This window comes from Nitrospira japonica, assembly GCF_900169565.1.
Classification (GTDB): Bacteria; Nitrospirota; Nitrospiria; order Nitrospirales; family Nitrospiraceae; genus Nitrospira_C; species Nitrospira_C japonica_A.
This window is the reverse complement of record NZ_LT828648.1, coordinates 1,748,788-1,775,456: the sequence shown is the minus strand read 5'-3', so window position 1 is coordinate 1,775,456 and position 26,669 is coordinate 1,748,788. Positions and strand designations below refer to the sequence as shown.

Sequence of the window (26,669 nt, the reverse complement as noted above, 5' to 3'; positions counted from 1 at the left end):
ACGGTCTATTCCCAGGTGCGAGGCGATTGATGCGCCCCGTCGTACTCACCCATGATGATCTTCCAGATCCATTCGTCCGGGAGCTCGACTTCCCAGCGCGGCATGGCGGACTTCCAAGGCATACCCTCGATGGGGAGCCCCACGCCGCCCTTCTTGATGCGCCAGAACAGATAGCTCTCCTGCAGCATGGCGATCGTCGTCGGATCCGAGAAATTCGCCGGAGGCGGATTGAAGCCTCTGGCCGCCGGTCCTTTGCCGTCGAACTGTCCGCCATGGCAGGGCGAGCAGAAGGCCGCATAGAAACCCTTGCCCTGCATGATGTTCTCGGGTGTCTTGGCGACTGGATTTGAAAGGCCCGTATATTCTCCGGGGGGAGCCGGGTGAATCGTCCGGTTTTCGGCCGGTGGCTGATCGCTCTGCGCCGTGCTGCCGTAGGTCTGCCACCCGACCAACAGGGGGAACAGGATCAGCACGCCGTAGCGAAGCGCCTGCAGCCCGCCGATGTTTTCGCCGGTCATGAACCGTTGGATCGGGCCCCAAAAGGCGTCTTTCGACTCGCCGCTGAGCGTCGCAAAAATGACGATACCCGAACTCACCAGCATCAAATAGAGGAAAATGAGGCTGGCCGGAAGCGGCGCCGAGCCCGGAATGTTGGGCACGATGAACTTCAGCACCAGATAGACTGCGACCAGCAGGATGATTGGCTTGACCAGCGCCCCTCCCATAATGCCTCCTCAGTGCGCTTTCGCGACGGCGACAGGATTCGATTCCGCGGCCTTGACGGGAGCCGCGGGAGTCTGTCCCGGTACTTCGAGTTCGGACGGATTCACGGAAATCGGTTCGCCGCTCATCTGTTGCAGGAACGCGATGACGGACAGGATCTCGTTCTTCGTCAGCCCGATGGGATTCTTGTTGATGTACGGCATTCTGGCCGGATATTCCTTCGGAAGCCCCTCGTGCCGATAGTCCAGATAGATGTAGGCCTGCGGCTGCGTCAAACTTTCAAAGATGAATTCCCGGCTTAGCTTGGCTCCGATTCCCTTGAGGTCCGGGCAACGCGCCGATTCGCTGGGACCGATGGAGTGACAGAGCGCGCATTGGCCCTTGCTGAAGAAGATCTTCTGGCCGATCGCCGCCATGTCGGTCGGCGTCTTGACGGTGGCGATGTCGAATTTCTCTTCCGCGGGCGGCAGCGACGCCATCTGCGGAACCGCCAGCGCGACCAGCGAGAACAGCCCCAGGACGATCGCCACGAACCCGATGACACGGGCGAATTGCGCCCGCACAAAGAGCAGGATGACGATACCCAGCCCGACGACGCTTAGACCGATCAACTGCAGTTTGACGACTTCACTCATGACCACCCCTGCGGAATGATGAATGCTGGACGTTCAATGTTGAATTGAGCATCAACTCAACATTCATAATTCAAAATGACTCATGACTCGATCTGGCGGGTCGGTGAACCGCCCGCCATCGCCGGCATCCCCTGCGGGAGTCCGCCTTTGGCCGGTTCGCCGTGGCCGCCGGCTTTGGTTTTGTCGCCCATCGTCGCGACCCAGAAAATGAATGCGACGAGGAGACAGAACAAAAACGTGTTCAACGCCATGAGGGCCGCGGCGTAGCCGAGGGCCGGAGAAAAGGCGTATTGGGATGAATCCCGCATGACACCGTAGATGTGCCAGTGCACTCTGGACGACGACCGGGCATAGCCCATCAACGTCATGAGCAGGATGACCATCACGGCATTCAGGACCAACGCATAGCCGGCCCGCGGAGGCATCCGCCCCCAGACCATCTCGGTCGTGGTCTTGGCGCTCTTCAACAACAGGGCCGTCAAGGGCGTGATCGTCAGCATCACGAACAACACGATGCCGACCTGCGACGTCGAGAAGTAGTTGATGCGGATGATCGCCGGCACGAAATACCCCCAGACGCCGAGCACGACGACTGCAATGCCGGCGATGACCAGGAGGGCGCTCATCAACGCTTTGGCGGCTTTGGCCCAGCCGGCCGTTTCTTCTTTGCCGGCCCGCCAATACATGATGAAACTCATGAACGTGACGAGAATCATCAGATTCGACACGGTCATCTTCGCGGACATGACGCCGAATACGCCGAGCAGGGGATGGTGCGTGCCGCCCATCTTGCGGGCTTCTTCCAGGCTGGCGACGAGCGAGTGCGGAGTCATCCAGACGCCCAAACACAGAAGGAGGATGACCAGCATCGTCATGATGGGCTTCCGGTATCGCATTTCCGATCCCGGAATGCGGTGCGTAATGCCGAGCCAGAAATAGTAATTCGACCCGAGGAAGAGCACCCCGATCAACATGGCCTGCAAAATGAACAGCCAGGAGAGGAAGCCGCCCATCAGGGTGATGCCCATCTGCTGGTTGTATTGATAGATTTCGCGCATCAGCCAGTATCCGGCGAACGGGAGGGGCAGTAATCCGAAGACGCCGATGAAGTTACCGACGTAGCCCATCCAGTCGTAGTGGTCGCGTTCTTCGGAGTTCCTGGCCGACAGATACCGGATACCCGCGTACGCGCCGCAGATGTAGCCGCCGAGCACGACGTTCGCGATCAACCGGTGAATGTTCACCGGCCACCAGGTGGGATTCCAGGTCGCGGCCCAGGCACGCTGCAGGTCCGTCCCTTCGGAGATCACGACGGGGCTGGCTTGGAACGTCGCCCAGGAGTTGGGGACGATCATGATGAAGAAGGCGAACAGATTGAGCAGGAAGCCGAGGAAGATATGGAACGTCTTCTTATGGCCGTCCTGCATCGCGTCCCAGCCATACCAGTAGAGATAGAGGGTCGCGGTCTCGAGCAGGAACAGGATGCAATAGAAGATGAACGACGGAAAGAAAATGTCCGTCAGATAGTTCATCAACTTCGGATAGAACGCGATGAGCAGGAACAGGAGAATGCCGCCGAACAGGGCGGTGGTCGCGTACGACGAAGTCAGGAGCTTAGTGAATTCTTTGGCCAGCTTGTCGTAGCGCTTTTCCCCGCTCTTCCAACCCACGACTTCGCAGAGCCAGGCAAAGATCGGGACGCCCAACACAAATCCGGCGAGCAGAAGATGGAGCTGCGCGATGATCCAGACGAGGTTGCGGCTGCCGATGCCGGGGATGTCCCGATACTCTGTGACAGCGGGCGGAGCGTCCGCCGCGAGGCCCAACGACGGAAGGGCGAGGAAACCCACGGCGACCATGAGCCCGGCGAGGACTCCGCCAAGACCACCGGTGGTCCGAAGGACCCGCTGAATCGATGCGCCGCCGTATTGCATGGCACTCACCTCATCTCTGGGAATCATTACGGTTTCTTGGCAGGCGGACCGTCCTTGTCCTTTCCTGCCTTGCCTTTTGCTTTACCTTTGTCCGTTTCCGCTTCGGGCTTGTCGGTTTTCTGCTTTTCCAGTGCATCGACTTGCGCGGAAAGCTGCGCGATGACCTTTTCGTTCTTCGTCAACGATTCGAGCGGCTTCACGGGCGGCTCGGCCTTGACCTCCGGCTTCTTGCAGCATTCATGAGGATGGGGAGTCGTGACGGGCAACGCCATCCAGAAAAGCACCGATAAGATCGCGCCGGCTCCGGTCAAGGATGTCAGCATCAAGCTCTGGTCGGTGGGGACCCGCATCAAATCCCATCTCGTAATCAGTCCCTGGTAATTCTCCGATACGGCAGGAGCCGACTGAGCCATGTTCCGGATCAATCGTCCGATAAGAGAGACCCCGATCAGCAGGAGAATGATCAACACCGCACTGGCGACCGAGCCCCACAAGGTCAGCTCGATGCTGATCCGCTCGGCAATCGGAATCCATTTGAGGAATTCCAGCTCCAGCAGCGAATGGGCGACAGCAATACTCGTCGAGGTGACGGTCCCCACAACCAACCAGAGGATCGGGAGGAAAATAGCCCCGACGAGGGCGCTCTTCCACCACAGCGTCATTCCCAAACCATCCGGCGGTTCGCGACGGAGTCGTTCGAGGAAGAATGTGCGACCGACGATACCAAGCGCCCAAATGTCGATGGGAATCGAGAGCAGGAACAAGAGTGCGATGCCGGCGCCTTCGCCGATATGCGAGTCGAGTCCCATCGTAATAATCGGCAGGGCAAAGACCGTCACGGGGCTCGCCAGGAGCATGATGAACGCCAAGCCGAGGCGTCCTTCGAAATGCATGATGCCCATGGCAAGAAACAGGAGCACAAAGGCAAGCTTGAAAGCGAGGCCGGTCCAAAACGCCGGCCAGAGGACCCCGAGCCCGATTTTTGTCGGTGACAACGATTCGCGTTCTTCGGCCATAGCAGCTCGTGGGACTGAGACGCTCAGTCCAGAAATTCCCGGTTGATGATGGCGGACACCGTAAACAGAAGGATGGATACCATGACGACGATCCAGCCGATCAAGGCGATCGGACGCTTGAAGATATTCCGCTCAGGATCTTTATCGATGAAGGGAAGCGCCGCCAGCAACGCCATGAAGGCTCCCGGCAAGGCGATGGCGCCCAGAAACTGTCCGAACTCGCCGGCGAAGATCTTCAGCCTGAGCAATTGAAACAGGAACAAGAAGTACCACTCGGGCTCCGGATGATAATCGCCGGGATCCGGCGTCGCCTCTTCCAGCAGCACGACCGGCTCCCAGAAAGCCAGGGCGCAGATGCAGGCGAATACGATGACCATTCCGACGATGTCTTTCCAAATCTGGCGCGGGAAAAAGTAATCGGTTTTGGCCTTGAGTTCCTCCGGCGTGCCCCGGAACGGGCCGGCCGGCCCGGCCGCCCTGAACAGGAACAGGTGCAACCCGGCGAGTCCCATCAAGGCCGCAGGCAGAATCATGACGTGGATCACGAAGAACCGGCTCAGCGTCATCTGTCCGGGCGTCGGGCCGCCCTTGAGGAAGCGCGCCATGAAATCGCCGAGGAGCGGCGTCTTGTCCATGATTTCGACGCCCACGGTCGTGGCCCAATACGCGCGCTGGTCCCACGGCAGCAGGTAGCCGGTGAACCCGAACCCCATGACGATGCCGAACAGGGCCAACCCGACGAGCCAGATCATTTCACGCGGACTTTTGTAGGCGCCCCACAGAAAGACCTGGGACATGTGCGCGAAGACGCAGACGACCATCGCGGTCGATCCCCAGAAGTGATAGCTCAGGAGGAACCATCCGTAATCGACGTCGTGAAGGATGTACTGGGTGCTGGCGTATGCGTGATCGGCCGTCGGGACGTAGTAGAACATCAACAGAATGCCGGTCACCGCCTGCATGATGAAGATGAAGAGCAGAACCGACCCGAACACATAGGCCCAGCGCGAGCCGCCCGGGACCGGCTCGTTCAGCATCTTGGCCTGCATCTGCTTCAGGCCGACGCGCTCATCGATGAACGCGACCACTTTTTCGATGGCCGTGGGTTGGCTGCTCGGAATGGGCGAATGTTCCATGATTAAATGATCCGGATCTGTGATTTCGTACCCGCCTTGAATTCCATATCGATGATTTCGACTGCGCCTCCCGCCGAGACGCGGATCGGCAAGGCGTCCAGCGGCCTGGGCGCCGGTCCATCGAGCACTTTGCCCGACGCGTCGTAGATGCTCAAGTGACAGGGGCACAAAAAGACTTGCCCGAGGACTTTGTGCTGCCGCCACTTATAGCCGCATCCAAGATGGGGGCACTTGCCGGAGAAGGCGACGTAGGGAATATCTTTCTTGTTCGTCCAGATCGTCTTGCCCAAGGCATCGCGAAACTCCATGTCCTTGCCTTGGTAGACCTTCTCGAGGACGGCCGGCGTGCCCTTGAGAATCCAGACGTTCTTTTCGATCTCGGATTCCGGCATGTAGGCTTCCTTGACCTTTTTCTTGTACTTGAACTGGACCCCGATATCGTCCTGCTTGATCTTGCCGACGTTCCCGATGCTCAACCAGTCGTTGTCGAAGGGAGCATACATGGGCTTCATCAGGTAGCGCAGAATGGGGAACGCGATCGGCAGCCCGATCAAAAAACCGATCGCATGGGTGAAGTTCATGAAGAAGGTTCGCCGCTTGACGCTCTTCTCCAGTTCGGGGAACGGCACCAGCACTTCGCCGGGTGTCACGTGGATGTTATCTTCCAGGTGAGGAATTTCGACTTCATGGCTGGTGACGTACTCGTCCCGCTTGAACGCCGGCAACGCGACGACTTCGGAGGACGTGGTCCTCAACTGCACGGCGCCCTCGGTCACGCTCTGTACCTGGCCCATCCCAACCTGGCGTTCGCCATGTCCGTTCATGGACACGACGATGTGACTGATTTGGCGAGACAGCGGATCAACGATGACGCTCGTCACCTCCCCGACTTCTCGATCCGAACAATGAACTTTCGACTTAAGTTTTGGCTGCATGCTATTTTTTCTTGATCGGCTTCGGTGTGCCGACCGAGGTGTTCTTAAAGGTGCCCAACCAGGTCGCCAATGCCACGACGTCCTTTTCCTCCATCAGGTCCTTGTACTTGTCGGGCATCTTGCCTTTTTCATACTCTTTCTCGAACCCGTCGGCCATCCAGCTCTTGGGATCGAGAATCTTCTGTTTGATCTCATCCACCGTCAGAAGACTGCCGATGTTGTCGAGTTCCGGCCCGCGCTTCTTGCCGCCTTCTCCCTTGAGCTTATGGCAGTTGTAGCATTCCTGCAGCTGCCATTGGTCCTCGCCCACTTTCAATACGTCACCGCCCGCAGCACCGGTTGTCGCCGGAGGCGCCCCCGGTCCGCCTGCCGATTGCGACGTGGCGGCTTGATCCCCGCCTAACGCCTTGATGCGCGCCGACAGAGCCTTGGCTTGCTCGTCGAGCGCCTTGACCCTGACCAGCAACTCGTCGGCCTTGCCTTGCTCCGTTGCCGCGCGCTTGGGCTTCAGGATTTTTTCGATCTTACCCTTCTCGTCTTCCGGATCGTATTGCGGCCACAGCGATGCGCCGGCAATGTAGACGACGCAAAGGACGACGTAGAAGCCCACCAGCGCGACCAGCGCCTTCACACCGTACATGGGCTTGAGGGTCGGGGCGTCGAGCAAAATGAATACGGCCGTACCGAGCAGCGCATAGGCTGCGAACGTCATTTGAAATATGGAGGGGAAGTCCAGCGCCATGGTAATTCCGAACAGCGCGCCCGCCACCACCAATCCGACCACCAGCTTCTTGATCACATTACCCATAAAGCGGTCCTTTTCCGTTAGCAGGTCCTTCGATCAGCTCACTTCGCTCCCGCAGGGGCCGGGCTGCCTTCGGACACGTGTCCCTTGGCTTCGCTGGGCCTGAGCGTGACGAGAATGGCGAAACTGACGACGACGAAAAATGCGACGGTAATGCCCGTGATCCACCAGGCCGAATACGACAACGTGGGGGTAAATGATTCGGCCGTAAAGTCCGGCAGGAGATTGTAGGTGTGGAAATACTTCCGCAGCAGCGATCGGACCGCGCCCATCAGACCCATGGTCCAGATCGCGCTGAACGCCAGGAACACCAGGACGAACTGTGACGCAAAATCGATTTTGCCCCACACGATCGTGCCTTGGCTGATCGCCCGGTTATAGATGATGTAGTTCACGATCGTCACGAACACCAGCGTGAAGGCGGCGGAATTCTTCGCCGGCATGAGTGCGAGAAAGTTCCAGTCGGACGGGAGTTCCAGATCCGCCACCAGCTTGGCACCGGTCGGCACGAACCCGTGCGGCGTGAGCCAAATCGCATCGCCAATTACGACCATCAGGAAGCCCACCTTGACGACCGTGCGAGCGGACACGGTGATAGGAATGAACCGGCCGAGCACCATCGGCAACAAGGCCAGCGGCACCAGGATCGCCAGAGACGTGGGATCGGGCACGGGGAAGATGGTCCAGACGTAGGTCATCACGAACGGCAGCGCCACCATGACCAGCGGAGCAAAGACGGTCATCCTGACCCGCTCCACTCCTTCGATCCGCTTCATGCTCAACCAGATGTAATAATTGCTGGCGAGAAAGATCAGCCCGACCATCGCTCCCTGCATCTCGAAGAACATCGACAACTGGTCCGCCATCATGTAGGGGCAAATGGAGGCGTCGTAGTCGCACAATTCGTACGCCAACAGATAGCCCATGAACGGCAGGAACAAGAGGGCGCCGACGCCGATCATATTGCCGACGAAGCCCATCCAGTCGTAATAGGACCGGTCCTCTTCCTTCTTGGAGGCCATGTACATGTAGGCCGCGATCAATCCGGTGATGAAGCCGCCGAACGTGACGTTGCCGACGAGCCGGTGCAGGTTCATCGGCATCCAGCTGTAGTTGAACACCTTGTCCCACAGGGTGGCCGTGGCCAGGAACTCGGCCGGCGAGACACCTTCCGCCTTGACCGGTGTGTTCATGAACGAGGTCGGTCCGTCGATCACGAACAACGTGATGGTGCCGATCAGGTTCAGTACGACCCCCAGGGCGATGTGCCGGGCCTTCTTCGGGCCCTTCCAGGCATCCCAGGAGTAGAAGTACATGTAGAGGAGAATCGTCTCGCCGATGAATAGAAGCGGATAGACGACGGCGAACAGCAGAAAGAAGTGATTGATCAACCACGTCGTGAATTGCGGATACGTCGCCAGCAGCACGAAGATGAAGAGACCGCCGGTGAGCGCCGTCATGCTGTAGAGAATGACGGTGACCTTCATCACCTCCTTGGCCAAACGATCGTAGCGCGGGTCCTGCTTGCGGTACCCCAGCCACTCGGACGTGACGACGAAGATCGGAGCGCCGAGGATGAAGGCGGCGAACAGGATGTGCAATTGCGCGACGATCCAGACGGCAGTCCGGTTCCCCGTGTACGGAAACTCCACCGGCGGAGCGCCAGGAGCCTGTGCGTAGGCAACGCCTCCACACACCGCCAGTAGCGCGAAGAAGGCCAACAGACCTCGCTGCCATGTTTTCATGATGCTCGCCGCCCTCCTAACCGTCCCGAGTGTTCGATCCAGCCGAAGTCCGTTTACTTGGCTGCGTCGGCCGCTGCGACCTTGATCTCGCCGGAGTCCGCCCACTGCTTCTTGTCGGCATCCCACGACTTGCCGGCGAGTCCGAAGCTCCGCTCGAACAGCACGAGCTTCCAACGGTCCTCATCGGAGAGCTTGCTCTTCCAGGCCTTCATCTTCGTATTGGGCACCCCTTCGGAAATACGCCAGAACCAGACGGAGTCGGAATACAGCTTCATCCGCTCGCCGTTGCGGAAGTCACGGGCACCGGCCTTGACCGGCTTACCGTCCTTGCCGTGGCAGCTTGCGCAGTTCACGTCAGGATTGGTTTCGCCGATGAACAGCTTGCGACCCTCTTCCAGCTTTCCGGCGTCCGTCCACCAGCCGGCGGGCATGTGCTTGTCCGCATATTCCGCGGGAGCCGGAGGAGGAGGCACCACGGGTCCTTCACCGCCGCCCTCTCCACCGCATGCAGCCATCACCAGCCCCAAGGCGAACAGAATGCCTGCCTGTCCGATTTTCATCTGGTTCATGAGTGTTCCGAGCTCCTTTCTTCCTGTATCAATTCCAATGACGTCCAATAAAAACTTATCCATTTCAAAGACGAAAAAAAGACGCTTTCACCGAGGCGACCTCCTCCGCAAAAGCGTCAATGGCTACTAGATTTCCTGCAACACATCTCTTCACGCACGCGCATCTCCCGCAAGTCATTCGACCGATTCGGCGGGGTGCACAGACGCGCCACGAACCGCCTCGGTTACTTCTTCCGCTTGTCCTGCGACTTCCCCCGTTTCTGCCCCTGCTTCTTTCGTGAACGGATCAGTTTCGCTCCGACGATCCCACCCAGCGCCAGAGCCCCGGCTCCCAATCCCGCATAGACCCACATCGGAGGCCGGGTGACGTCCTGGATACATCCGCTGCCGAAATGGACCTGGACCTTCCTTTCCGACTCCAGGTCTTTCGGATCAAACTGAACCCTTTCCTCCCGCTGCTCTCCCTTGGCCTCAATCAGCAGGGGATCGCCGAGGTTGTCGTTATGCAGATGAAACGTCGCTTTGTAGTACCCTTCGCTGTCCGTCTTGACGACTTGCCCGTACGACACTTTCGTGTCTTTGACCATGACGTCGATGTTCGGGACGCCCTGTCCTTCTGCGCCACAGACAAAGCCTTCAACCGTAAACCGGTGATCGGCCTCGTGGGTGGCTAAGACGACTCCCGGGAACATCACCACCACAGCTGCCAGGGTACGGCTCCACCCGAGCGGTTTCGATCTCATGCTCACATCGCCGTGACTCAAAAAAGCCCGGAACCGACGCGCCTTTGGTTGCCCGATCCGGCGGCGCCGTGAGCTTGCAACGCAACGTTTGCTGAGACCGAGCGGACCCAATTTTGAGGCCGCCCTTTTAACATAGCCCCCCCGCTTTGTCAACGACACGACGCGGGTTTGGTCGAGAAGACGAATGGGTTTCCAATTAGTTGGAGCGTGAACAGCGTGTGAATACGGCGCCGAATGCCGCATTCACAGGACTGCAGAGGAGAATAGGGCCGGATGGAGGGAGACCACGATCGAAAATGGGTTCGGTCAGAGGTGTCCCCTGGCCTTGGCGTCGGCGGTGACCCGTTCGATTTCCGCCCGCCGCTCGGACTCCTTTTTCGTGACCCACGCCTCCCAAGACTTCCCGGTCGCGGTGTCTTCACCTGAAAAGGCGATGGAGCGGATGTCGGAATAGAGGATGTTCCGAACGCCGGGAGCATCCGTGGGGAAAAGGTCGAGGGCGGGCGCAGGACCGTCGGTGCTCCGATTGAACACGTAACCGTCCAAGCGCTCACCTGACGCCAATTCGATCGTCACGTCGCCGCGATAGTCGAAGGCCAGTTCAATCGCCTCGGCAAGTTCTGCCGGGGAACCGGGAAGAAACCGTCGGCCTTCGAGCGAACCGGATGGGGTTCCGTCGCTATGGTTCTTGGTATCAGTCACGGCGAGGTCGTCGATCGCGATCGGTGGACCGGGCACGAAACCGGGGAAGCGGACCATGCCCCGTACCCTCGCGGCTTGGATTCATAGCCCGCCTGCCGGATCATCGAGAGGTGGGCAGGAGAGTGAGTTTTACGGTGCGGCTGAACCCGGACACGGTTCCAAAGGTGTCCTGCACGGCGGACGCCTCGTAGCCGCAATGCACCATGCAGTCAGCGCATTTCTCGTTCTTCGCGCTTCCATATTGGTCCCACGCCGTCGTCTCCATCAATTCACGAAAGGTCTTCGCATAGCCTTCCTGGAGAAGATAGCAGGGCTTCTGCCACCCGAACACGTTATAGGTCGGATTGCCCCACGGTGTGCACTCGTATTCCCGGCGGCCCATGAGGAAGTCCAGGAACAACGGGGATTGATTGAATTGCCAACCGGCTTTGGGCCGGCTGAGGATCCGCGTGAAGAGCTCACGAGTCCTCTCCCGCTTGAGAAAATGCTGCTGATCCGGGGCCTTCTGATAGCTGTACCCCGGTGAAATCATCATTCCCTCGACGCCCAACGCCATCATCTCGTCAAAAAACTTTCGGACCCGTTCCGGATTGGCATCGTCGAAGAGCGTGGTATTGGTCGTCACGCGGTGTCCGCGCTTGAGAGCCGCCTTGATCGCTTTGATCGCCACGTCATAGACGCCGTCCCGGCACACCGCCAGATCGTGCTCGTCCCGCAACCCGTCCATGTGGACGCTGAAGGTCAGGAACTTGCTCGGCTTGTATTCGTCCAACTTCCGTTCCAGGAGGATCGCATTGGTGCACAGATAGACGTACCGCTGTTGAGCGACCAATCCTTCCACGATCTTGGCGATTTCCGGATGAATCAGCGGTTCCCCGCCGGGAATACTGACGATCGGCGCGCCGCATTCCTCCGCCGCCGCCCAACATTGTTCGGGCGTGAGCCGTTTATCGAGGACATGGTCGGGATACTGAATCTTGCCGCATCCCGCGCAGGCCAAGTTGCAGCGGAACAGGGGCTCCAACATCAACACCAGCGGGTACCGCTTTACGCCTTTGAGCCGTTGCGTGAGCACATACTTGGTCACCGTCACCATTTGGGAAACTGGAACGGCCATTCCCACTCTCCTTGTCGTCGATTGTCCAGGGGTTAGCTGCGAATCACGGTGCGGGTTGCAACCCAAAAACCCGCAGAATTTTATCATCCGACAGCCGAAGCGTCAATTTCGGCTGACACGAGGAGTACACGGGAGTGTCAACCGACACCCAGGGAAGACCGAGGACCGGCCGCATACCGGCACAGACATAGCCCGCTTGGGTCGCCGGGAAATCCTACGGAATGGAGGCGCCGAGCGGGTTCGAACCGCTGCATCGCAGTTTTGCAGACTGCTCCCTTAGCCACTTGGGTACGGCGCCACGCGCGCATTATAGCGAGCCTTCCCGTTGCATCTCAACCAACTTGATCCCGAGCTTCTTAGGTGGAAATCGCGCGTCAGCGATTGGGGAGAACGGGGATTTCCCGTCCGAGCGTCGAGGGTTGATCCGGTTGGGGAACGAGCGGTTCCCATCGCTCGTCGGCATGGCCGTGAGCGTCACCGCCTCCTTCGGCTTCTTTTTCCCTGGCCAGCGACTCTACTTCCTGAATCAGCGTATCCATGAGTTCTTCGATGGGCACCTTGCGGACCAATTTACCCTTCTTGAAGAGGATACCCTTGCCTTCACCGCCGGCGATCCCGATGTCCGCTTCCTTTCCCTCACCGATGCCGTTCACGACGCACCCAAGGACGGAAACGTTCAGCGGCGTCTTGATATGGCCAAGCTTTTTCTCCAGCTCATTGGCCATGCGGACCACGTCGATCTCGACCCGGCCGCAGGTGGGGCAGGCAATGACGTTGATGCCGCGATGACGGAGCTCGAGCGATTTCAGAATCTCGAAGCCGACCTTTACTTCCTCGACCGGATCGGCGGCGAGCGAGACTCGCATCGTATCCCCGATGCCTTGAGAGAGCAGATATCCCAGACCCATCGCGGACTTGACCGCTCCTGTCATGGCGGTGCCGGCTTCGGTGATGCCGATGTGCAACGGATAGTTCGATTGGTGTGCAAACAGCCAATAGGCGTCGATGGCATGATGGACATCGGAGGCCTTGAGCGACACCTTCATGTTGGTAAAGCCCACGTCCTCGAGCGCATGAACGGCGTTGAGCGCCGATTCGGCCAGCGCCTCGGGGGACGGCCATCCGTATTTGTCGAGTAACGGACGTTCCAACGAGCCGCCGTTGACGCCGACGCGCAGGGGAATGCCCCGGTCGTTGACGGCCTTGATCACTTCTTCGACCTTCCACCAGGCGCCGATGTTGCCGGGATTGATCCTGACGCAATCCACGATCTGGGCCGCCTGCAGCGCCAACCGATGATCGAAGTGAATGTCGGCGATCAGGGGCACGGTCATCGCGGCTTTGATCTTGGGCAGCGCCGCCGCCGCCTCTTCGTCGGGAACGGCGACGCGAATGAGTTCACAGCCCGCCGTTTCCAACTGTCGGATCTGCTCCACGGTCGCCGCCACGTCTCGAGTGTCGGTCGAGCACATGGATTGGACGGAAACTGGCGCATCGCCTCCAACCTTGACCTTGCCGACTTGAATCTGCCGTGTCTGCCGTCTTGTAATGTGCATGACGTGTTCTCGTCCGTGCGGCTAGCTGCCCTGCTCGTCGCCGTGAGGCAAGTGGGTCAGCGACGCGGACAGTGCGCCTTCCTTGACAGCCTGTCCCGCTCCGCTCCCGATCAACTCCTTGATACTGCCGTAGATCCCTTCGGCCGTCAGGCCGTATCGCTCACGCAGAAGATCTTGTGGTCCCTGCTCGATATACCAATCCGGCAGTCCGAGCACCTTGGTCTTGACGCCAGTCACGCCGGCTTCCGACAGGGCTTCGAGCACCGCCGATCCGAACCCGCCCATCTTGCATCCTTCTTCGACGGTCACGACATACCGCACCCGCTTGGCCGTGCTCACGATCAGATCGTGGTCCAACGGCTTCACAAACCGCGCATTGATCACCGCCGTCGACACACCTTCTTCGGCCAGCCGTTCCGCCGCCTTGACCGCCTGCCAGACCGGAACGCCCACCGCGACGATGGCCACCTCGTCGCCGTCGCGCAGCAATTCACCTTTTCCGATCGGCAACGCAGCGGGAGCCGGATCCATCGGGACGCCGAGACTGACGCCGCGCGGATACCGCACCGAAGCGGGTCCGTCGTATTGAAGAGAGGTCTTGAGCATGTGCTGGAGTTCATTTTCGTCCTTGGGAGCCATCACGACCATGTTAGGCATGTGACGCAGGTAGGCGAAATCGAAGGCCCCGTGGTGAGTCGTCCCATCCTCCGCGACGAGGCCGCCTCGATCGATGCAGAAGGTCACGGGCAGATTCTGCGTGGCGACGTCGTGGACGACTTGATCATAGGCGCGTTGCAGGAAAGTGGCATACATCGCGACCACCGGACGCATGCCCTGTGCGGCCAATCCCGCGGCAAACGTCACCGCGTGCTGTTCGGCGATGCCGACGTCGTACAGCCGATCGGGGAATTCCTTTTCAAACGCGTTGAGCCCTGTTCCCTCGCACATCGCCGCCGTGATCGCGACGATCCGGCTATCCTGCCTCGCCAGCTTCACGAGCGAATCGATGGCAATCTGCGTGTAAGACGGACGCGCCGCCTTCTTGGCCGGGGCTCCGCTCTCACGGACGAACGGCGGGCAGGCATGGAACCAAATCGGATTCTGCACCGCCGGTTCGTAGCCGAGCCCCTTCTTGGTGATGACGTGGAGAAGGACCGGGCCTTTCATGCGCAACACGTTCTCCAACGTCGGCAACAAGTGCTCGAAGTTATGTCCGTCGATCGGACCGGCGTAACGGAACCCCAATTCCTCGAACAACAGACCGGGCAGAATCGCGCCCCTGGCGAGTTCCTCCGCACGGCGCGCCAGCTTCTGCATATCCTGGCCGATGTGAGGAATTTTGCTCAGCAGCTGTCCGGTTTCCTCCCGCATCTTCGTATAGAACTCGCCGGTGAAGGTCCGGTTCAGATAGGACGAGATCGCGCCCACGTTCTTGGAAATCGACATTTGATTGTCGTTGAGGATCACCAGGAAGTCCTTATTCAGTCCTCCCGCGTGATGAAGAGCCTCCAGCGTCATGCCGGCTGTCATTGCTCCGTCACCCACGACACAGACGACCTTATGCTTTTGGCCCAGTTGTTCACGGGCTTCGACCATGCCGTATGCCGCGGACACCCCGGTACCGGCATGTCCGGCATTGAACGTGTCGTAGAGGCTCTCTTCACGCTTGCAAAATCCGCTCAGCCCTCCGTACTGCCGCAGCGTGTGAAATTGCTCACGACGCCCCGTCAGCAGCTTGTGGGCATAGGCTTGATTGCTGGTGTCCCAAACGATCTTGTCATCCGGCGTATCCAACAGGTAATGCATGGCGACGGTCAGTTCGATCACGCCGAGATTGGAGGCAAGGTGTCCGCCGACGCTGGACACGACACCGATGATCTGCTCGCGCAATTCCTGGCACAGCGCCGGAAATTTCGAAGGCGGAAGCCGTTTCAGGTCGGCGGGGCTTTGGATCGTCTTCAGGATCGACATAAGCAGATGCTCCTTTTGCGTGAAGTCGCGCCCACTGTGATTAGGCTGATAGAGAGGCTCAGGCGAAGCAGTCAACCGGCTTGCATGCTAGCGTTTGACAGTGTCCCATAGAACCCCCTTAGTGTCAAGCAGTTAGCCCCCATTCCCGGTGACTGCCTCCCCCTCGGCAATCATCCGGAAAGTCCTGTCAATAGGGGAAGTCCAGACCTGCAAAGATGGCCCCCCCTTCCTTGCTGTACCCGTAATCGATCCGGCCGACGACGTTTGGCCTGACGATGCCCCTGAACCCCATTCCCGGTGTCATCCGATAGTCCTTGAAACTGACGTCTTTGAAACTGTCGAAGACCTGGCCGGTATCCAGGAACGGCGCCACTTCGAAATCCGCGATCACCCCCGCCACTTTCATTCTGGCCAGATGGATGCGCTCCTCCAAACTGAATGCGACTAGATTCTTGTCGATAAAGCGATCCACGCCGTATCCGCGAAGGTTATTCTGCCCACCCAACGAGCTTTGCTCGAAAAACGGCACCTGCTCGCCGATCGTCGCCTGCAAGTCCGCCCGGACCACCAGGATTGCACGCTTCGATTCGCTGGGAAATAACTTCTTCACCTCGAACTCATATCGCGAATAGATCGGGTGATCGCCATTTTTGAAATTGTTGTTGAGCTCCGCGTAGGCCGTCACCGCCATGCCGTCGGTCGGAGACACGAGACTGTTGCGGGTATCGTAATAAAACGTGGCTCGGTTCCCGAGAATGTAGGTTTCGCCTTCGACGCCGGGGACCGTGGGGAACACGTTGCCCGTAAAGGGCAGATCGGTTGCTCCCGGCTGAAGCTGCACGGCGCGAAACCGCTGGCTGATGGCGACTTGGGTCACTTCGTTGGCATAAAGACCGAAGCGCCAGTTGGCGCGACTTTCTTTTGCCGTATAGTTGGTTTCCTCCCCTTCCGTCGTCGTCTGTCCGATCCCGAAAAAGCGGGCCGTCGCGTTCTTGAAGTAGGCGGCACCGACATTCAGAAAGTATCTCCCATTGCTGAACGCCGGATCCGTGTAGTTAAAGACGAGCTTCCGTTCGATTTTCTCCGAGATCGACGCGATGAACTGCATCTGCCGTCCGCCCGTATCATAGCGGAACAAGTTGAAGGTCCCGCGCCATCCGACGATGGAATTTCGGATGAGCATGGGGGCCATGAGATATTTCAGCTCCCCGTCCGGGTCGGTGACCAGTATGGGAACGATCAACCCGGCGTCGCTGCCGTCATTTTTGCTGGTGGAGACCGAGGGGATGGGAAAGAGCTGCGTGTCCGCACGAGCCGGGCCGATCCGGACAATCGCGATTCCCGCGAGCAGGCATGCAAAGAACAACACGATGCCGCGCAGGGTCATCATGAGCGTTCGACGCCGAACCCTAGGAGGTTCGGATTTTTTCGGATTTCTTCCGGAGCTGATCGACGAGCTCGGCAAAGCTTCCGTTCTTGAGAATCTTGCTGAACTGGCCGCGATAGTTGTTGACGAGGCTGACTCCGTCCACCACTACGTCATAAACCCGCCAGACCGAATCCCGGTTCAGCAGCCGGTAATCCAGTGGTATTTCCGTCTTGCCCGTCAGGACTTTGGTGCGGACCTCGGCATAGTCTTTTTCCGTGCGCTCGCTGAGATAATGCACGCCTTCGCCGGAATACGTTTCGACCTTTTCGGCATAGGTACTGACCAATAAGGTCTGAAAGAGCCCGACGAACTCTTCCCGTTCTGGGGCGGACAGGCCCGTCCACGTGGATCCCAAGGACCGCCTGGACATTTCGGCATAGTCGAATCGGTCGCCGACGACCTTTTCCAACATCTTTCGTCGCTGCGCAGATTTCTCCGGATGTTTGAGATCCTTGTCACCCAGGATCTTCAACACCTCGTCGATCGTCGATTTCATGGCTTCGGTGGCGCCTCCGGCCGCCGCCGGCCGAAGACCGATTCCGACGATCATGGCCGTCAACGCGATGGTTGCACCCATCACGAATCCGATCTTCTTCCATCGCTGCACAACATAACGTGGCATATCGTCCGTCTCCATCTGTGCGGCCGCTTCGCTGGAATAGCCCGGCGACGACTCAGTTGACCTTCCCGTGTACATACTGGCTGACCAGTTCTTCCAAGTCCAGCCCGGACTCCGTATCGCGGATCGTATCGCCCGACTTCAACGCATCACCGCCGCCGCCTGGCGACAGCGCAAGAAATTTCTCGCCGATGATGCCCCTGGTTTTAATCGATGCGATGGTGTCGCTGTAGAGCTTCACATTATCATGAACCGCCAAGGTGACCGACGCACGATCGTCTTTCAGCACGATGCCGCGCACTCTCCCGACCTCGACACCGGCGATTTCGACGGCCGATCCCGGCTTGAGCCCTGACGCCGAATTGAACTGCGCCACGACTTCATAGACGTTTCCACCGACCAGTTCCAACTTCCCCAGCTTGATCGACAGATAGCCCAAACAGACGATCCCGATCAGTACGAATACGCCCACGATCAGCTCGAGCTTGGTTTTCTCCATAATGCGTGACCCTCCGTCTTATCCGACCAGCGCCTTCGGCAAGGCCAGGGTGCCGCCGGCGGTGATGAACTCCTGAATCTCCGGATCATCGATCCGCACAAACTCCTTCGCCGGCGCCATGGCGGCGATTTTTCCGCGCCGCAGCATCGCGACCCAGTCGGAAATGCCGAAGACTTCCGGTATTTCATGGCTGACCATGACGGCCGTGAACTGGAACCGCCGCTGCATCGAGACGATGAGATCGTGGATGGACTTCGCCATCAACGGATCGAGGCCCGTCGTAGGCTCGTCGAACAGAATGATCTCCGGCTCCATGACCAACGCCCGCGCCAGCCCCGCCCGCTTTTTCATTCCCCCGCTGAGTTCGGCCGGATACTTGTGCCCCATGCCTTTCAGCCCGACCTGATCCAGCTTTTCCTCGACCCGCCGGGACACCTCAGACCCCTTCATCTGCAACTTCTCCCTGAGCGGGAACGCGACGTTTTCGAAGACGGAGAGGGAGTCGAACAAGGCCGCCCCCTGAAAGAGCATGGCAAACCGCTTCCGGACGTCGTTCAAGCGTTTGCCCTTCAGGTGTGAAATTTCCACATCACCGACCCAGACCTCGCCTCGATCCGGCTGCATCAACCCGATCATGTGCTTGAGGAGCACGCTTTTGCCTTCTCCACTGCGTCCGATCACCGTCGTCAGCTGCCCGGCCGGAATGGACAAGTCGAGTCCTTGCAGGACCCGTTGTCCGCCCAATGTCTTTTCCACCCCGACGAGTCTGATCATATGTCACGCAAGAGGTCGGCAATCGATCGCGGTTTACCGGTCACAACAGTATGGAGGTCAGGAAATAATCCCACACCAGAATCAACACGGAGGAGAGGACGACGGCCTCCGTCGTCGCCGAGCCCAACCCTTCGGCGCTATGCTTGGTAAAAAATCCCTTGTAACAGCAAATCCAGCTCACGATCAGCCCGAAACTGATCGATTTCAAAATGCCGCCATAGATATCTTTCCATTCGACGGCGGACTCGATCGAATTCCAATAGGCTCCGCCATTGCCCCCCAACAATTCCACACCGACCAGATAGCCTCCGTAGATCCCGACAACGTCGAAAATCGCGACGAGTAAGGGAACACCGATCAAGCCGGCCAGCAGCTTCGGCGCGACCAAGTATTGGAGCGGGTTGATGGCCATCGTATCCATGGCATCGATCTGCTCGGTAATTCTCATGATGCCGATCTCGGCGGTCATCGCGGAACCGGCCCGCGCCGTGACCATCAAGGCGGCCAGCACCGGTCCCAACTCACGGATCATACTGAGCGCGACGGCGGAGCCGAGCAATCCCTCCGAGCCAAATTTCCGCAAGGTATAGTACCCCTGTAGCGCCAAAACCATGCCGGTGAATCCGGCGGTCAGCACGACGACGAACGTGGACTTGTAGCCGACGAAGTGCAGTTGCTTGACGACCTGTATCGGCCGAAACGGCGGTCTGGCAAGCCAGGCGAAGGACGAGGCCACGAAGAGCAGCATACGACCCATTTCACCGACCATTGCCAGTGCACGGGCCCCCATTCGTTCCAGCAGGCGGTTCACGAGGAAACCCCTATTCCACGGCCTTCAAGCCGAGCAGCCGCATAGCGCGTGAAGAGACCGGTAAGCCGCTCCGCCGCCAGACTGCTTTGTTTTCTGAGCCGATTGAGACCGGCGAGACTGCCGGGATGTGCCAGCACCTGTCCCAATCCTTTGGGCCATCCGAGCGGTCTGAGAAACTGATTGAAATCGAGCGGAAGATCTTCATCGAGCAGATCGGACACGGTCCGGACGATCGCGAACGGCACGCCCCGCTGCCGTGCTGCGGCGCCGAGCGCCTGACTCTCCATATCGAGTGCCACCGCATCCGCCGTCCTGGCGAGGCGCTGCTTCTCCTCCGCCCGTCCCACTACGGTCGCCACCGAAACGAACCGACCGGCCCGGACGGGCAGACCGGTTTCGCGTGCCAGCGTTCGCATTTCTTCGTTCAGCCCGTCGTCGCACGCGACGACGTCGCCCTGGATTTCCCAACAGCCGGTCGAACGTGCAAATACGCTTTGCGAACCGATCATCACGTCTCCAACCTGAGCCGGCACCAGCGCACAGGCGAATCCGGCGGAAATGATGGATTCCATTGCTTGCGCATCCATAACCGCCTTGGCGACCCTCGCGGCCGCCTCAGGCCCGATACCGGTTTGAATCAGGCGATAGGACTGGCCGGCCCGATCGTCCGCAAAACAGCGAAGGCCGGCGAGAGTGGCAGCGCGGGCGGTCGGAAAGGCGCGATGGAGGGCTCGGAGTTCCCATCGAGTTGCAGCAAAAATCGCGACGGGCTTCACGATGCACCCGGACAGGAGCGTTCACGGCCGACGACTGCCGCTTCGCGGTGATTACATAGGGGACCGATAGGACCCGTGAGACAGCACGTGCTGCCTGACTTCGTCGGCCCGCATTTTTCCCCGTGTCCGAAGATTTCGATACATCGCCAAGGCCCACAAGGGGAAATACTGGCAATACCAGTGATAGCGAAGATAGAACACGCGAGGGAATCCCGTGCCGGTGTGACAGGCCTCCTCCCATGAACCGTCCTTCGACTGATGCCGAAGCAAATATTGAATACCTCTGGCGACACTGAATGAATCCGTCATGCCGGCGGACATCAGGCCCATGAGAGCCCAGGCGGTTTGCGAAGGTGTGCTGTCTCCTCTGCCGATCGATTCATCCTCGGCGTACGAGAGGCACGACTCTCCCCATCCTCCATCCGGATTCTGCCTCGACTCCAGCCAGGCTACCGCACGACGGATGTACGGCTGTGAAAGATCCTCGCCGATGGCCCGGAGACCGGCCAGCACCGACCAGGTTCCATAGATGTAATTGACGCCCCAGCGGCCGTACCAACTCCCGTCATGTTCTTGTTCCCGCTTGAGGAAGGCAAGCGCCGGAGCGACGGCCGGATGCGACTGGTCGTAACCCAGTGCCCCCAACATCTCCAGACACCGCCCGGTCAAATCCGATGTGCTGGGATCCAGCAAGGCATGGTGATCCGCAAACGGGATGTAATTGAACACGATCCGGTTATTGTCCTTGTCGTACGCGCCCCACCCTCCGTCCGATCCCTGCATGGCCAGAACCCACGACGCTCCCCGTTTGATCGACTCCTGGAGGGCTGCGGCTTCGGGAATGCGGACTTTCGACAGGGCCATGAGCACGACGGCGGAATCGTCCACGTCCGGGTACAACTCGTTTTCATGCTGGAAATACCAGCCGCCCGGCTCCGCCTGGTGCGAAGAAAATTTCCAGTCGCCGACCGTCTTCGTCTGCCGGGACACGAGATATCTGGCTGCCCGTTGCAATGGCAAATGATCCGGCGCCATCCCGCCTTCGATCAGCGCGTTCATCAACAGCGCGGTATCCCAGATCGGCGAATGGCAGGGCTGCAGATGCATGGCCTCGACGAGCTGATCTTCCACGGTGACCGTATCGTGGATTTCCAGTTCCTCGATCTCGCGCAGCGCCTTCTGAACCAGCGGATCGTCGACCTGGTAGCCGAGACAACGCAGCGCGACGACCGAATTGGCCATCGCCGGATAAATGGCGCCCAATCCGCCGCTTCCCGCCATGTGTTCCAACATCCAACTCGCCGCCCGATGCAGCGATTTTTCCCGGACCCAGGCGAGCGGCATCCGATCGTACAGCTTCAGCACGGCATCGAGCACGACGAACACGTTATGCGGCGTGAACCATCCTTGATCCTTGTTGAAGGGAGGAAACTGCCGGTACCGGATGGTGGTTCGGGGCGTGACAAACAACTCGTCGATGCCCTGCTCCTTCGGAAGGCGGCAGACCGGCTGATTGGCGAAGACGATCAGCAACGGAATGAGAACGGCCCGCGACCAATACGAAATGGCGTAAATGCTGAAATAAAATCGCTTCGGCAGGAGCATGATTTCCGGCGGCATGCTCGGAACTCCCTGCCAATCGTACTGCTCGAACAATGCCAGCGTGATTTTCGTGAACACGTTCGCCTGGACCACCCCGCCCATCGCCAGAATGCGGTCCCGCGCGCGCAGCATGTACGGCTCGTCGGCCGACACACCGGATATCTTGAGGGCGAAATATGCTTTGACGGACGCGCTGATCTCCGATGGTCCGCCGCGATAGATCGGCCAACCGCCGTCGGGCAGCTGTGCGGAGCGGAGATAGAGGACGGCCTTGCGCTCGCGTTCAGGATCGACGCGATCCAGAAACCGCCGCAACATCAGATATTCGGCGGTGAGCGTCGTATCTGCTTCGAGTTCCGCGACCCAGTACCCTTCGGACTGATGCTGTCTCGAGAGAAACCAGCTTTGGCTGCGCTTGATCGATTCGTCGAGCGTATCAACCGGACTCCCCGTTTGACCCGCTGTACGTCTCCCGAAGGCGGTATCCGTCGCCGGGGTAGGCATGGATTTGTCGGAAACGAGCCGTAGGGGGGGTGCCGAGGCAAGATCTCGCGCCAGTCCCATCTTCTCCGGCACAGAGATGAACAGACTATCAGAAAGACGATCGAATAACGTGCGAAGAATGCTCATCGTGATTGTGTCGGGGAAACGCATCCGGCGGGCCCGGTATGATCGTTCATCACCCTACGGACTGCCCACCGGATCGCTGATACGTAGGTTGAAGACTCAATGGCTGCGGATATAACAGACGCCCCGATTGAAGTCAAGCAAGGGACGACCGAAGTGCTCTGAAGTACGAATGTTTTCAGCAAATTTGCCCGGCGGATTTCGTCGTCATGCCGGCTGCAAATCCCCCAGCCTGACGGACACGAGCTTGGAGATGCCCGGCTCTTCCATCGTCACGCCAAAGAGCGAATCGGCGATCGCCATGGTCCTCTTGTTGTGAGTAATGACCATGAACTGCGCTTGCCCGGCCAGTTCACGTAGCACGCCGGTAAAGCGCCCGATATTCTCCTCATCGAGCGGCGCGTCGATTTCGTCCAGAATGCAGAACGGCGTCGGCCTGATCAGAAAGCTCGCAAACAGGAGAGCCATCGCCGTCAGCGTTTTCTCGCCTCCGGACAGCATCGTGATGTTTTTCAAGCGCTTGCCGGGAGGTTGCGCGACGATTTCCACACCGGGATCGTCCGGAGGTCCTTTCTCTTCCGACCCGTCGCCCGTCGCCACCTCGACCAACTGCAGCTCCGCCCGGCCGCCCGGAAAGAATTTGGAGAAGACGACGCCGAACCGTTCTTGCAGTTCCGCAAACGTCGAGGCAAACATGTCCTTGGTCGTGCGATTGATCCGCTGGATGATTTCTTTCAGCGACGCCATGGAGGTCGACAGATCCTGCTCCTGCGTCGAAAGGAATTGATGTCGTGTTTCCAACTCCTCATGTTCGCTGATTGCGGCCAGATTGATCGGGCCCATGCGATCGAGCCGTTCCCGAATTTTTTGCAGTTGCTGCCGGAGTTCGTCGTCCGAGCCCTCGACCGCAGGCTGGGGCGCGGGATCGTCCTCTGCAGACGGTCCCGGCTGGGACAGTCCGGACAGGTCGACTTGATACGTCCCGATCAACGTAGACTCGACCGTCCCCAGCTGCGTGCGGACTTCCGCGCGCCGTACCTCGACGGCCAAACGGCTTTCGCGCAGCGATGTCATGATTCCCCGCACGTTGTCCAGACCGGCTTCGATCTCGCGGGCGTGCGCCATCTCTTGCGCCTGCCGCTCCTGCGCCTTGACGACGTCCGCCTTCACCCCATCGACCGCTCCGGCCAGTTCACGGCACAATTCCTCGAACCGCAGACGTTCCTCGCGGCTCTGGGCCAGCGACGTGTCCAGGGAAGCCAACTGCTGCACAAAGCTTTCGATTCGGGCAAGCCCTTCCTGCCGCTGTTGTCGAATCCGTAGCAAATCCCGGCGATGATGTTCGCCGGCCGTACGATTGCTTTGCACCACGAGTTGCGCCGCGGTCAGCCGCTGTTGAAGTCCCTGTACGTGCTCGTCGATCTGGCCGACGCGGGCCCGTACCTGCGCGAGACTGCGCTCCTGACCGCCCTTTTCCGATATCCACTGTTGCAACTGCGCCGCGCCCACCCGCGCTTCCTGCTGCAGCCGCTCCGCTTCGCCCGCGTTGCGTCGGGATTCCTCCCCCAGCGCGTCGATGCGCTGCGTCAAATCTCCCAAAATCTGCTCCAGTCCTGCCTCGTCCTTTTGGAGCGACAGGCCGCTCATTTCAGCCTGTCGCAGTGCATCGGCCAGACGCCTGGCTTCCTCGCGCAACTGCTGTCCTCCCGCAATCAGCTGTTCCCGCCGCTGACGCCCGGCTTCCACGGCTCCGGTCAATTCCGTCCGGCGGGCATCCAGATTCAACACCTCGCGCCGGCGCTGCAACAATCCGCCCGTCGGACCCGTTTGGCCCCCCGTGATGGCGCCCGCGGCATCCACGATCTCGCCCGTCTTGGTGACGAACACCGGTCCGCCGCCCTCTGCATCGAGCGATTCCCATTGGCTCAGTGCGTCCTGCAAGGTGTCGACAAAGACGACGCGGTCAAACAGATAATCGCGGGCTGCTGCGCGAGAGGGTTGGACCGAGATCAGGTCGACCGCGCGGCCGATGACGCCCGTTCGGCCCGCCAGTGCCTGTCCCCATTCGCCGGCCGACGCCTTCCATCGAGGAGAGTGCGGAATAAACGTGCCCCGGCCAAGGTCTTTACCCGAAAGAAAGTCGATGGCCCGACAAGCGGCCGCAGGACCGTCCACCAGCCATCCGCGCACACGCTCTCCCAACCATGCTTCCACCGCTCGATCCAGATCCGCGGGGATTTCCAACCACTCCGCAATGGCCTCGTGTACGCCGTCGCAGGCCTTTAAGGCGGTCGATTCTTCGTCTCCCGACCGGCCGTATCCCATGTCTTCGCGCAACACCCCTTGCAACGCGCGCCAGTGTGAATCCACGGCGGCCAATTCTTCCGAGTCGCGCGACAGGTGCTGATCGACGTCCACCAAGGCCGCGGCACTGCGTTCGGCTGCTTCCTCCATCGCCCGCTGCTGGTCCCGCAGCGTGCCGACCGCGTGCTCGGCCTCCTCACAGGACTCAAGCAGCATGCGGCGTTTCTCGGTTGCGGCTTGATGCTGCCCGTTCAGTTCCTCACGTTCGCGGCCCACGCGCTGGTCGCGCTGAGCGATCTCCTCGCTCCGCATCGTCAGCTGAGACAAACTTTGCTCGGCATTCGCCACCAGCACGGCGAGGTTCATGACGTCCACCCGCGCCCGTTCCTCTTCTTGAACCGTCCCGGCGCGCTGGTGCATGAGGGTTTTCATCTCTTGATCGAGGCCCGCGAGCGCCTGCTCCTGTTCGAGCAGTTCCTGGGCCAGCGTCTCGAGCGTCTGATCCAGGGCCGTTTCGGCGGACGCCAGTTGCTCCTGCTCCTGCTTCGCACGTTCGAGTTCGGAGGTGCCTTGCGTGCGCTGCTGCTCATAGAGCTCGCCGCGGTGGCGCTCCACTTCGGCGGACGTCAGCGCGTGCGCCTGTTGCTGCTCGAGCCGCGTCAATTCCTCCCTGAGGCGGTTGGCGACGTCGCTCGCCTCCGTCATCGCCAGCTTGACGCCTTCCAGCTCCACGCTGAGCTTCGCTTGCTCGGAGGCCTGCTCGGATTCCCGTCCGGTCAACTCGTCCAATTCCTTCTCGATCTCGGTGATCGCAGTCCGCAATGCCCGATATTCGTTCGTGAGCAATGCGATCTCCAGCGATCGAGCCTCCTGCTGCAAGAGCTGATAGGAGCGGGCCTGCCGGGCTTGCCGTTCCAGCGAGTTCAATTGCTTCTTGACCTCGCCGATGATGTCCCGGACGCGCAACAGATTCTGCTGAGTCGCCTCGAGTTTACGCAGCGCCTCGGCTTTCTGCTTCTTATAGCGGACGATTCCAGCCGTTTCCTCGATCAGTTCCCTGCGGTCCTGCGGGGAGGCATTGAGGATCTGGTCGATCTGTCCCTGTGCGATGACCGTATGGCCCTTGGTCCCGGCCCTCGTATCCAGCAGCACGCTGCGAATGTCTTTTAGGCGGCACGCCGTCTTGTTGATCAAATATTCGCTGTCGCCGTTTCGATAGAGGCGGCGCGTGATCATCAACTCCTGATATTCCGCGAGTTGACTCGTGAGCCCTGAAAGCGGATCCATCTTGATGTGATCGAGCCCGCCGATCACCAGCGAGACTTCCGCCATGCCCAACGGCTTCCGCAATTCCGTGCCGTTGAAGATGACGTCCTCCATTTTTTCGCTTCGAAGGGTTTTGGTACTCTGCTCTCCCAGCACCCATAGGATGGCGTCGACCACGTTGCTCTTCCCGCTTCCGTTCGGTCCAACGATGGCGGTCACCCCCTCAGGAAACTCAATCTTCGCCTCCGCGAAGGACTTGAACCCCGACATCTCAAGCGACTTGAGGTACATGCCCTGCTCCTTGTGTGTGTGGTGTGGCCGATGGCCTGGGAAACCGCACGGGTCAGCGTTGTATCACAGCCAACCGAGGGAATC

General features: G+C 59.6%; 22 protein-coding genes and 1 tRNA gene. All 23 read right to left on the bottom strand.

The genetic code is table 11. The annotated features are described in order from the left end of the window. Positions 1–5: 5 nt before the first annotated feature. Positions 6–725, bottom strand: coding sequence for a c-type cytochrome (locus NSJP_RS08500; RefSeq protein ID WP_080886479.1), 720 nt, complete (start codon positions 723–725; stop codon positions 6–8). Between the two features lie 9 nt (positions 726–734). Beyond that, positions 735–1,358 carry a c-type cytochrome gene (locus NSJP_RS08495; RefSeq protein ID WP_080886478.1) on the bottom strand — a complete coding sequence of 208 codons (624 nt, stop codon included), beginning with the start codon at positions 1,356–1,358 and terminating at the stop codon, positions 735–737. A gap of 80 nt (positions 1,359–1,438) precedes the next feature. Further along, the gene (locus tag NSJP_RS08490) at positions 1,439–3,292 is read right to left on the bottom strand and encodes a cytochrome ubiquinol oxidase subunit I (RefSeq protein ID WP_172834237.1); all 1,854 of its coding nucleotides are present in this window, start codon (positions 3,290–3,292) and stop codon (positions 1,439–1,441) included. 26 nt (positions 3,293–3,318) lie between these two features. Next, entirely contained in the window at positions 3,319–4,308 is a 990-nt protein-coding gene (locus NSJP_RS08485; protein ID WP_080886476.1) for a hypothetical protein, read from the bottom strand. Positions 4,309–4,331: 23 nt separating this feature from the next. After that, complete coding sequence (locus NSJP_RS08480) at positions 4,332–5,444, bottom strand: cytochrome b (protein ID WP_080886475.1); 1,113 nt, start codon at positions 5,442–5,444, stop codon at positions 4,332–4,334. A 2-nt stretch (positions 5,445–5,446) separates the two neighbouring features. After that, positions 5,447–6,379 (bottom strand): QcrA and Rieske domain-containing protein, encoded by a 933-nt coding sequence (locus NSJP_RS08475; protein ID WP_080886474.1) that lies wholly within the window; start codon positions 6,377–6,379, stop codon positions 5,447–5,449. 1 nt (position 6,380) lies between these two features. Then, complete coding sequence (locus NSJP_RS08470) at positions 6,381–7,187, bottom strand: c-type cytochrome (protein WP_080886473.1); 807 nt, start codon at positions 7,185–7,187, stop codon at positions 6,381–6,383. A 38-nt stretch (positions 7,188–7,225) separates the two neighbouring features. Beyond that, a complete protein-coding gene (locus NSJP_RS08465) occupies positions 7,226–8,929 on the bottom strand; it encodes a cytochrome ubiquinol oxidase subunit I (RefSeq protein ID WP_080886472.1) in 1,704 nt (567 codons plus the stop codon). A gap of 53 nt (positions 8,930–8,982) precedes the next feature. Further along, a complete protein-coding gene (locus NSJP_RS08460) occupies positions 8,983–9,498 on the bottom strand; it encodes a c-type cytochrome (protein ID WP_172834236.1) in 516 nt (171 codons plus the stop codon). 224 nt (positions 9,499–9,722) lie between these two features. Continuing rightward, positions 9,723–10,241 (bottom strand): carboxypeptidase-like regulatory domain-containing protein, encoded by a 519-nt coding sequence (locus tag NSJP_RS08455; protein ID WP_155969993.1) that lies wholly within the window; start codon positions 10,239–10,241, stop codon positions 9,723–9,725. A gap of 306 nt (positions 10,242–10,547) precedes the next feature. After that, positions 10,548–11,000 (bottom strand): hypothetical protein, encoded by a 453-nt coding sequence (locus NSJP_RS08450; protein WP_080886469.1) that lies wholly within the window; start codon positions 10,998–11,000, stop codon positions 10,548–10,550. A 43-nt stretch (positions 11,001–11,043) separates the two neighbouring features. Beyond that, a complete protein-coding gene (hpnH, locus tag NSJP_RS08445) occupies positions 11,044–12,060 on the bottom strand; it encodes an adenosyl-hopene transferase HpnH (RefSeq protein ID WP_080886468.1) in 1,017 nt (338 codons plus the stop codon). A 222-nt stretch (positions 12,061–12,282) separates the two neighbouring features. Further along, positions 12,283–12,358 (bottom strand) — tRNA-Cys (locus NSJP_RS08440). Positions 12,359–12,434: 76 nt separating this feature from the next. Then, on the bottom strand, positions 12,435–13,616 hold the full coding sequence (gene ispG / locus NSJP_RS08435) for a flavodoxin-dependent (E)-4-hydroxy-3-methylbut-2-enyl-diphosphate synthase (RefSeq protein ID WP_080886467.1): 1,182 nt from the start codon (positions 13,614–13,616) through the stop codon (positions 12,435–12,437). A 21-nt stretch (positions 13,617–13,637) separates the two neighbouring features. Next, positions 13,638–15,587, bottom strand: coding sequence for a 1-deoxy-D-xylulose-5-phosphate synthase (gene dxs / locus NSJP_RS08430; protein ID WP_080886466.1), 1,950 nt, complete (start codon positions 15,585–15,587; stop codon positions 13,638–13,640). Between the two features lie 187 nt (positions 15,588–15,774). Further along, positions 15,775–16,977 (bottom strand): BamA/TamA family outer membrane protein, encoded by a 1,203-nt coding sequence (locus tag NSJP_RS08425; protein WP_080886465.1) that lies wholly within the window; start codon positions 16,975–16,977, stop codon positions 15,775–15,777. Between the two features lie 19 nt (positions 16,978–16,996). After that, positions 16,997–17,638 (bottom strand): MlaC/ttg2D family ABC transporter substrate-binding protein, encoded by a 642-nt coding sequence (locus NSJP_RS08420; RefSeq protein WP_231989518.1) that lies wholly within the window; start codon positions 17,636–17,638, stop codon positions 16,997–16,999. A 52-nt stretch (positions 17,639–17,690) separates the two neighbouring features. After that, positions 17,691–18,134 (bottom strand): outer membrane lipid asymmetry maintenance protein MlaD, encoded by a 444-nt coding sequence (gene mlaD / locus NSJP_RS08415; RefSeq protein ID WP_080886464.1) that lies wholly within the window; start codon positions 18,132–18,134, stop codon positions 17,691–17,693. A gap of 18 nt (positions 18,135–18,152) precedes the next feature. Further along, positions 18,153–18,908: an ABC transporter ATP-binding protein gene (locus tag NSJP_RS08410; RefSeq protein WP_080886463.1), complete on the bottom strand. Its 756-nt coding sequence runs from the start codon at positions 18,906–18,908 to the stop codon at positions 18,153–18,155. 40 nt (positions 18,909–18,948) lie between these two features. Continuing rightward, positions 18,949–19,719 (bottom strand): MlaE family ABC transporter permease, encoded by a 771-nt coding sequence (locus NSJP_RS08405; protein ID WP_231989517.1) that lies wholly within the window; start codon positions 19,717–19,719, stop codon positions 18,949–18,951. After that, the gene (locus NSJP_RS08400; protein ID WP_172834235.1) at positions 19,716–20,495 is read right to left on the bottom strand and encodes a 5'-methylthioadenosine/S-adenosylhomocysteine nucleosidase family protein; all 780 of its coding nucleotides are present in this window, start codon (positions 20,493–20,495) and stop codon (positions 19,716–19,718) included. Before NSJP_RS08400 ends, NSJP_RS08405 begins: the two co-directional genes overlap by 4 nt. Before the next feature lie 51 nt (positions 20,496–20,546). Then, on the bottom strand, positions 20,547–22,727 hold the full coding sequence (gene shc, locus NSJP_RS08395; protein WP_080888544.1) for a squalene--hopene cyclase: 2,181 nt from the start codon (positions 22,725–22,727) through the stop codon (positions 20,547–20,549). Positions 22,728–22,931: 204 nt separating this feature from the next. Next, entirely contained in the window at positions 22,932–26,585 is a 3,654-nt protein-coding gene (gene smc / locus NSJP_RS08390) for a chromosome segregation protein SMC (protein ID WP_080886461.1), read from the bottom strand. Positions 26,586–26,669 lie beyond the last annotated feature (84 nt).

What these genes read in the sequence shown, in the direction of transcription:
- NSJP_RS08460 (WP_172834236.1), bottom strand. Translation starts at nt 9,498, where the DNA reads ATGAACCAGATGAAAATCGGACAGGCAGGCATTCTGTTCGCCTTGGGG.
- NSJP_RS08410 (WP_080886463.1), bottom strand. Translation starts at nt 18,908, where the DNA reads ATGATCAGACTCGTCGGGGTGGAAAAGACATTGGGCGGACAACGGGTC.
- ispG (WP_080886467.1), bottom strand. Translation starts at nt 13,616, where the DNA reads ATGCACATTACAAGACGGCAGACACGGCAGATTCAAGTCGGCAAGGTC.
- hpnH (WP_080886468.1), bottom strand. Translation starts at nt 12,060, where the DNA reads ATGGCCGTTCCAGTTTCCCAAATGGTGACGGTGACCAAGTATGTGCTC.
- NSJP_RS08465 (WP_080886472.1), bottom strand. Translation starts at nt 8,929, where the DNA reads ATGAAAACATGGCAGCGAGGTCTGTTGGCCTTCTTCGCGCTACTGGCG.
- NSJP_RS08500 (WP_080886479.1), bottom strand. Translation starts at nt 725, where the DNA reads ATGGGAGGGGCGCTGGTCAAGCCAATCATCCTGCTGGTCGCAGTCTAT.
- dxs (WP_080886466.1), bottom strand. Translation starts at nt 15,587, where the DNA reads ATGTCGATCCTGAAGACGATCCAAAGCCCCGCCGACCTGAAACGGCTT.
- smc (WP_080886461.1), bottom strand. Translation starts at nt 26,585, where the DNA reads ATGTACCTCAAGTCGCTTGAGATGTCGGGGTTCAAGTCCTTCGCGGAG.
- NSJP_RS08475 (WP_080886474.1), bottom strand. Translation starts at nt 6,379, where the DNA reads ATGCAGCCAAAACTTAAGTCGAAAGTTCATTGTTCGGATCGAGAAGTC.
- NSJP_RS08485 (WP_080886476.1), bottom strand. Translation starts at nt 4,308, where the DNA reads ATGGCCGAAGAACGCGAATCGTTGTCACCGACAAAAATCGGGCTCGGG.
- NSJP_RS08420 (WP_231989518.1), bottom strand. Translation starts at nt 17,638, where the DNA reads ATGCCACGTTATGTTGTGCAGCGATGGAAGAAGATCGGATTCGTGATG.
- NSJP_RS08490 (WP_172834237.1), bottom strand. Translation starts at nt 3,292, where the DNA reads ATGCAATACGGCGGCGCATCGATTCAGCGGGTCCTTCGGACCACCGGT.
- NSJP_RS08480 (WP_080886475.1), bottom strand. Translation starts at nt 5,444, where the DNA reads ATGGAACATTCGCCCATTCCGAGCAGCCAACCCACGGCCATCGAAAAA.
- mlaD (WP_080886464.1), bottom strand. Translation starts at nt 18,134, where the DNA reads ATGGAGAAAACCAAGCTCGAGCTGATCGTGGGCGTATTCGTACTGATC.
- NSJP_RS08495 (WP_080886478.1), bottom strand. Translation starts at nt 1,358, where the DNA reads ATGAGTGAAGTCGTCAAACTGCAGTTGATCGGTCTAAGCGTCGTCGGG.
- NSJP_RS08455 (WP_155969993.1), bottom strand. Translation starts at nt 10,241, where the DNA reads ATGAGATCGAAACCGCTCGGGTGGAGCCGTACCCTGGCAGCTGTGGTG.
- NSJP_RS08425 (WP_080886465.1), bottom strand. Translation starts at nt 16,977, where the DNA reads ATGATGACCCTGCGCGGCATCGTGTTGTTCTTTGCATGCCTGCTCGCG.
- shc (WP_080888544.1), bottom strand. Translation starts at nt 22,727, where the DNA reads ATGAGCATTCTTCGCACGTTATTCGATCGTCTTTCTGATAGTCTGTTC.
- NSJP_RS08450 (WP_080886469.1), bottom strand. Translation starts at nt 11,000, where the DNA reads ATGGTCCGCTTCCCCGGTTTCGTGCCCGGTCCACCGATCGCGATCGAC.
- NSJP_RS08470 (WP_080886473.1), bottom strand. Translation starts at nt 7,187, where the DNA reads ATGGGTAATGTGATCAAGAAGCTGGTGGTCGGATTGGTGGTGGCGGGC.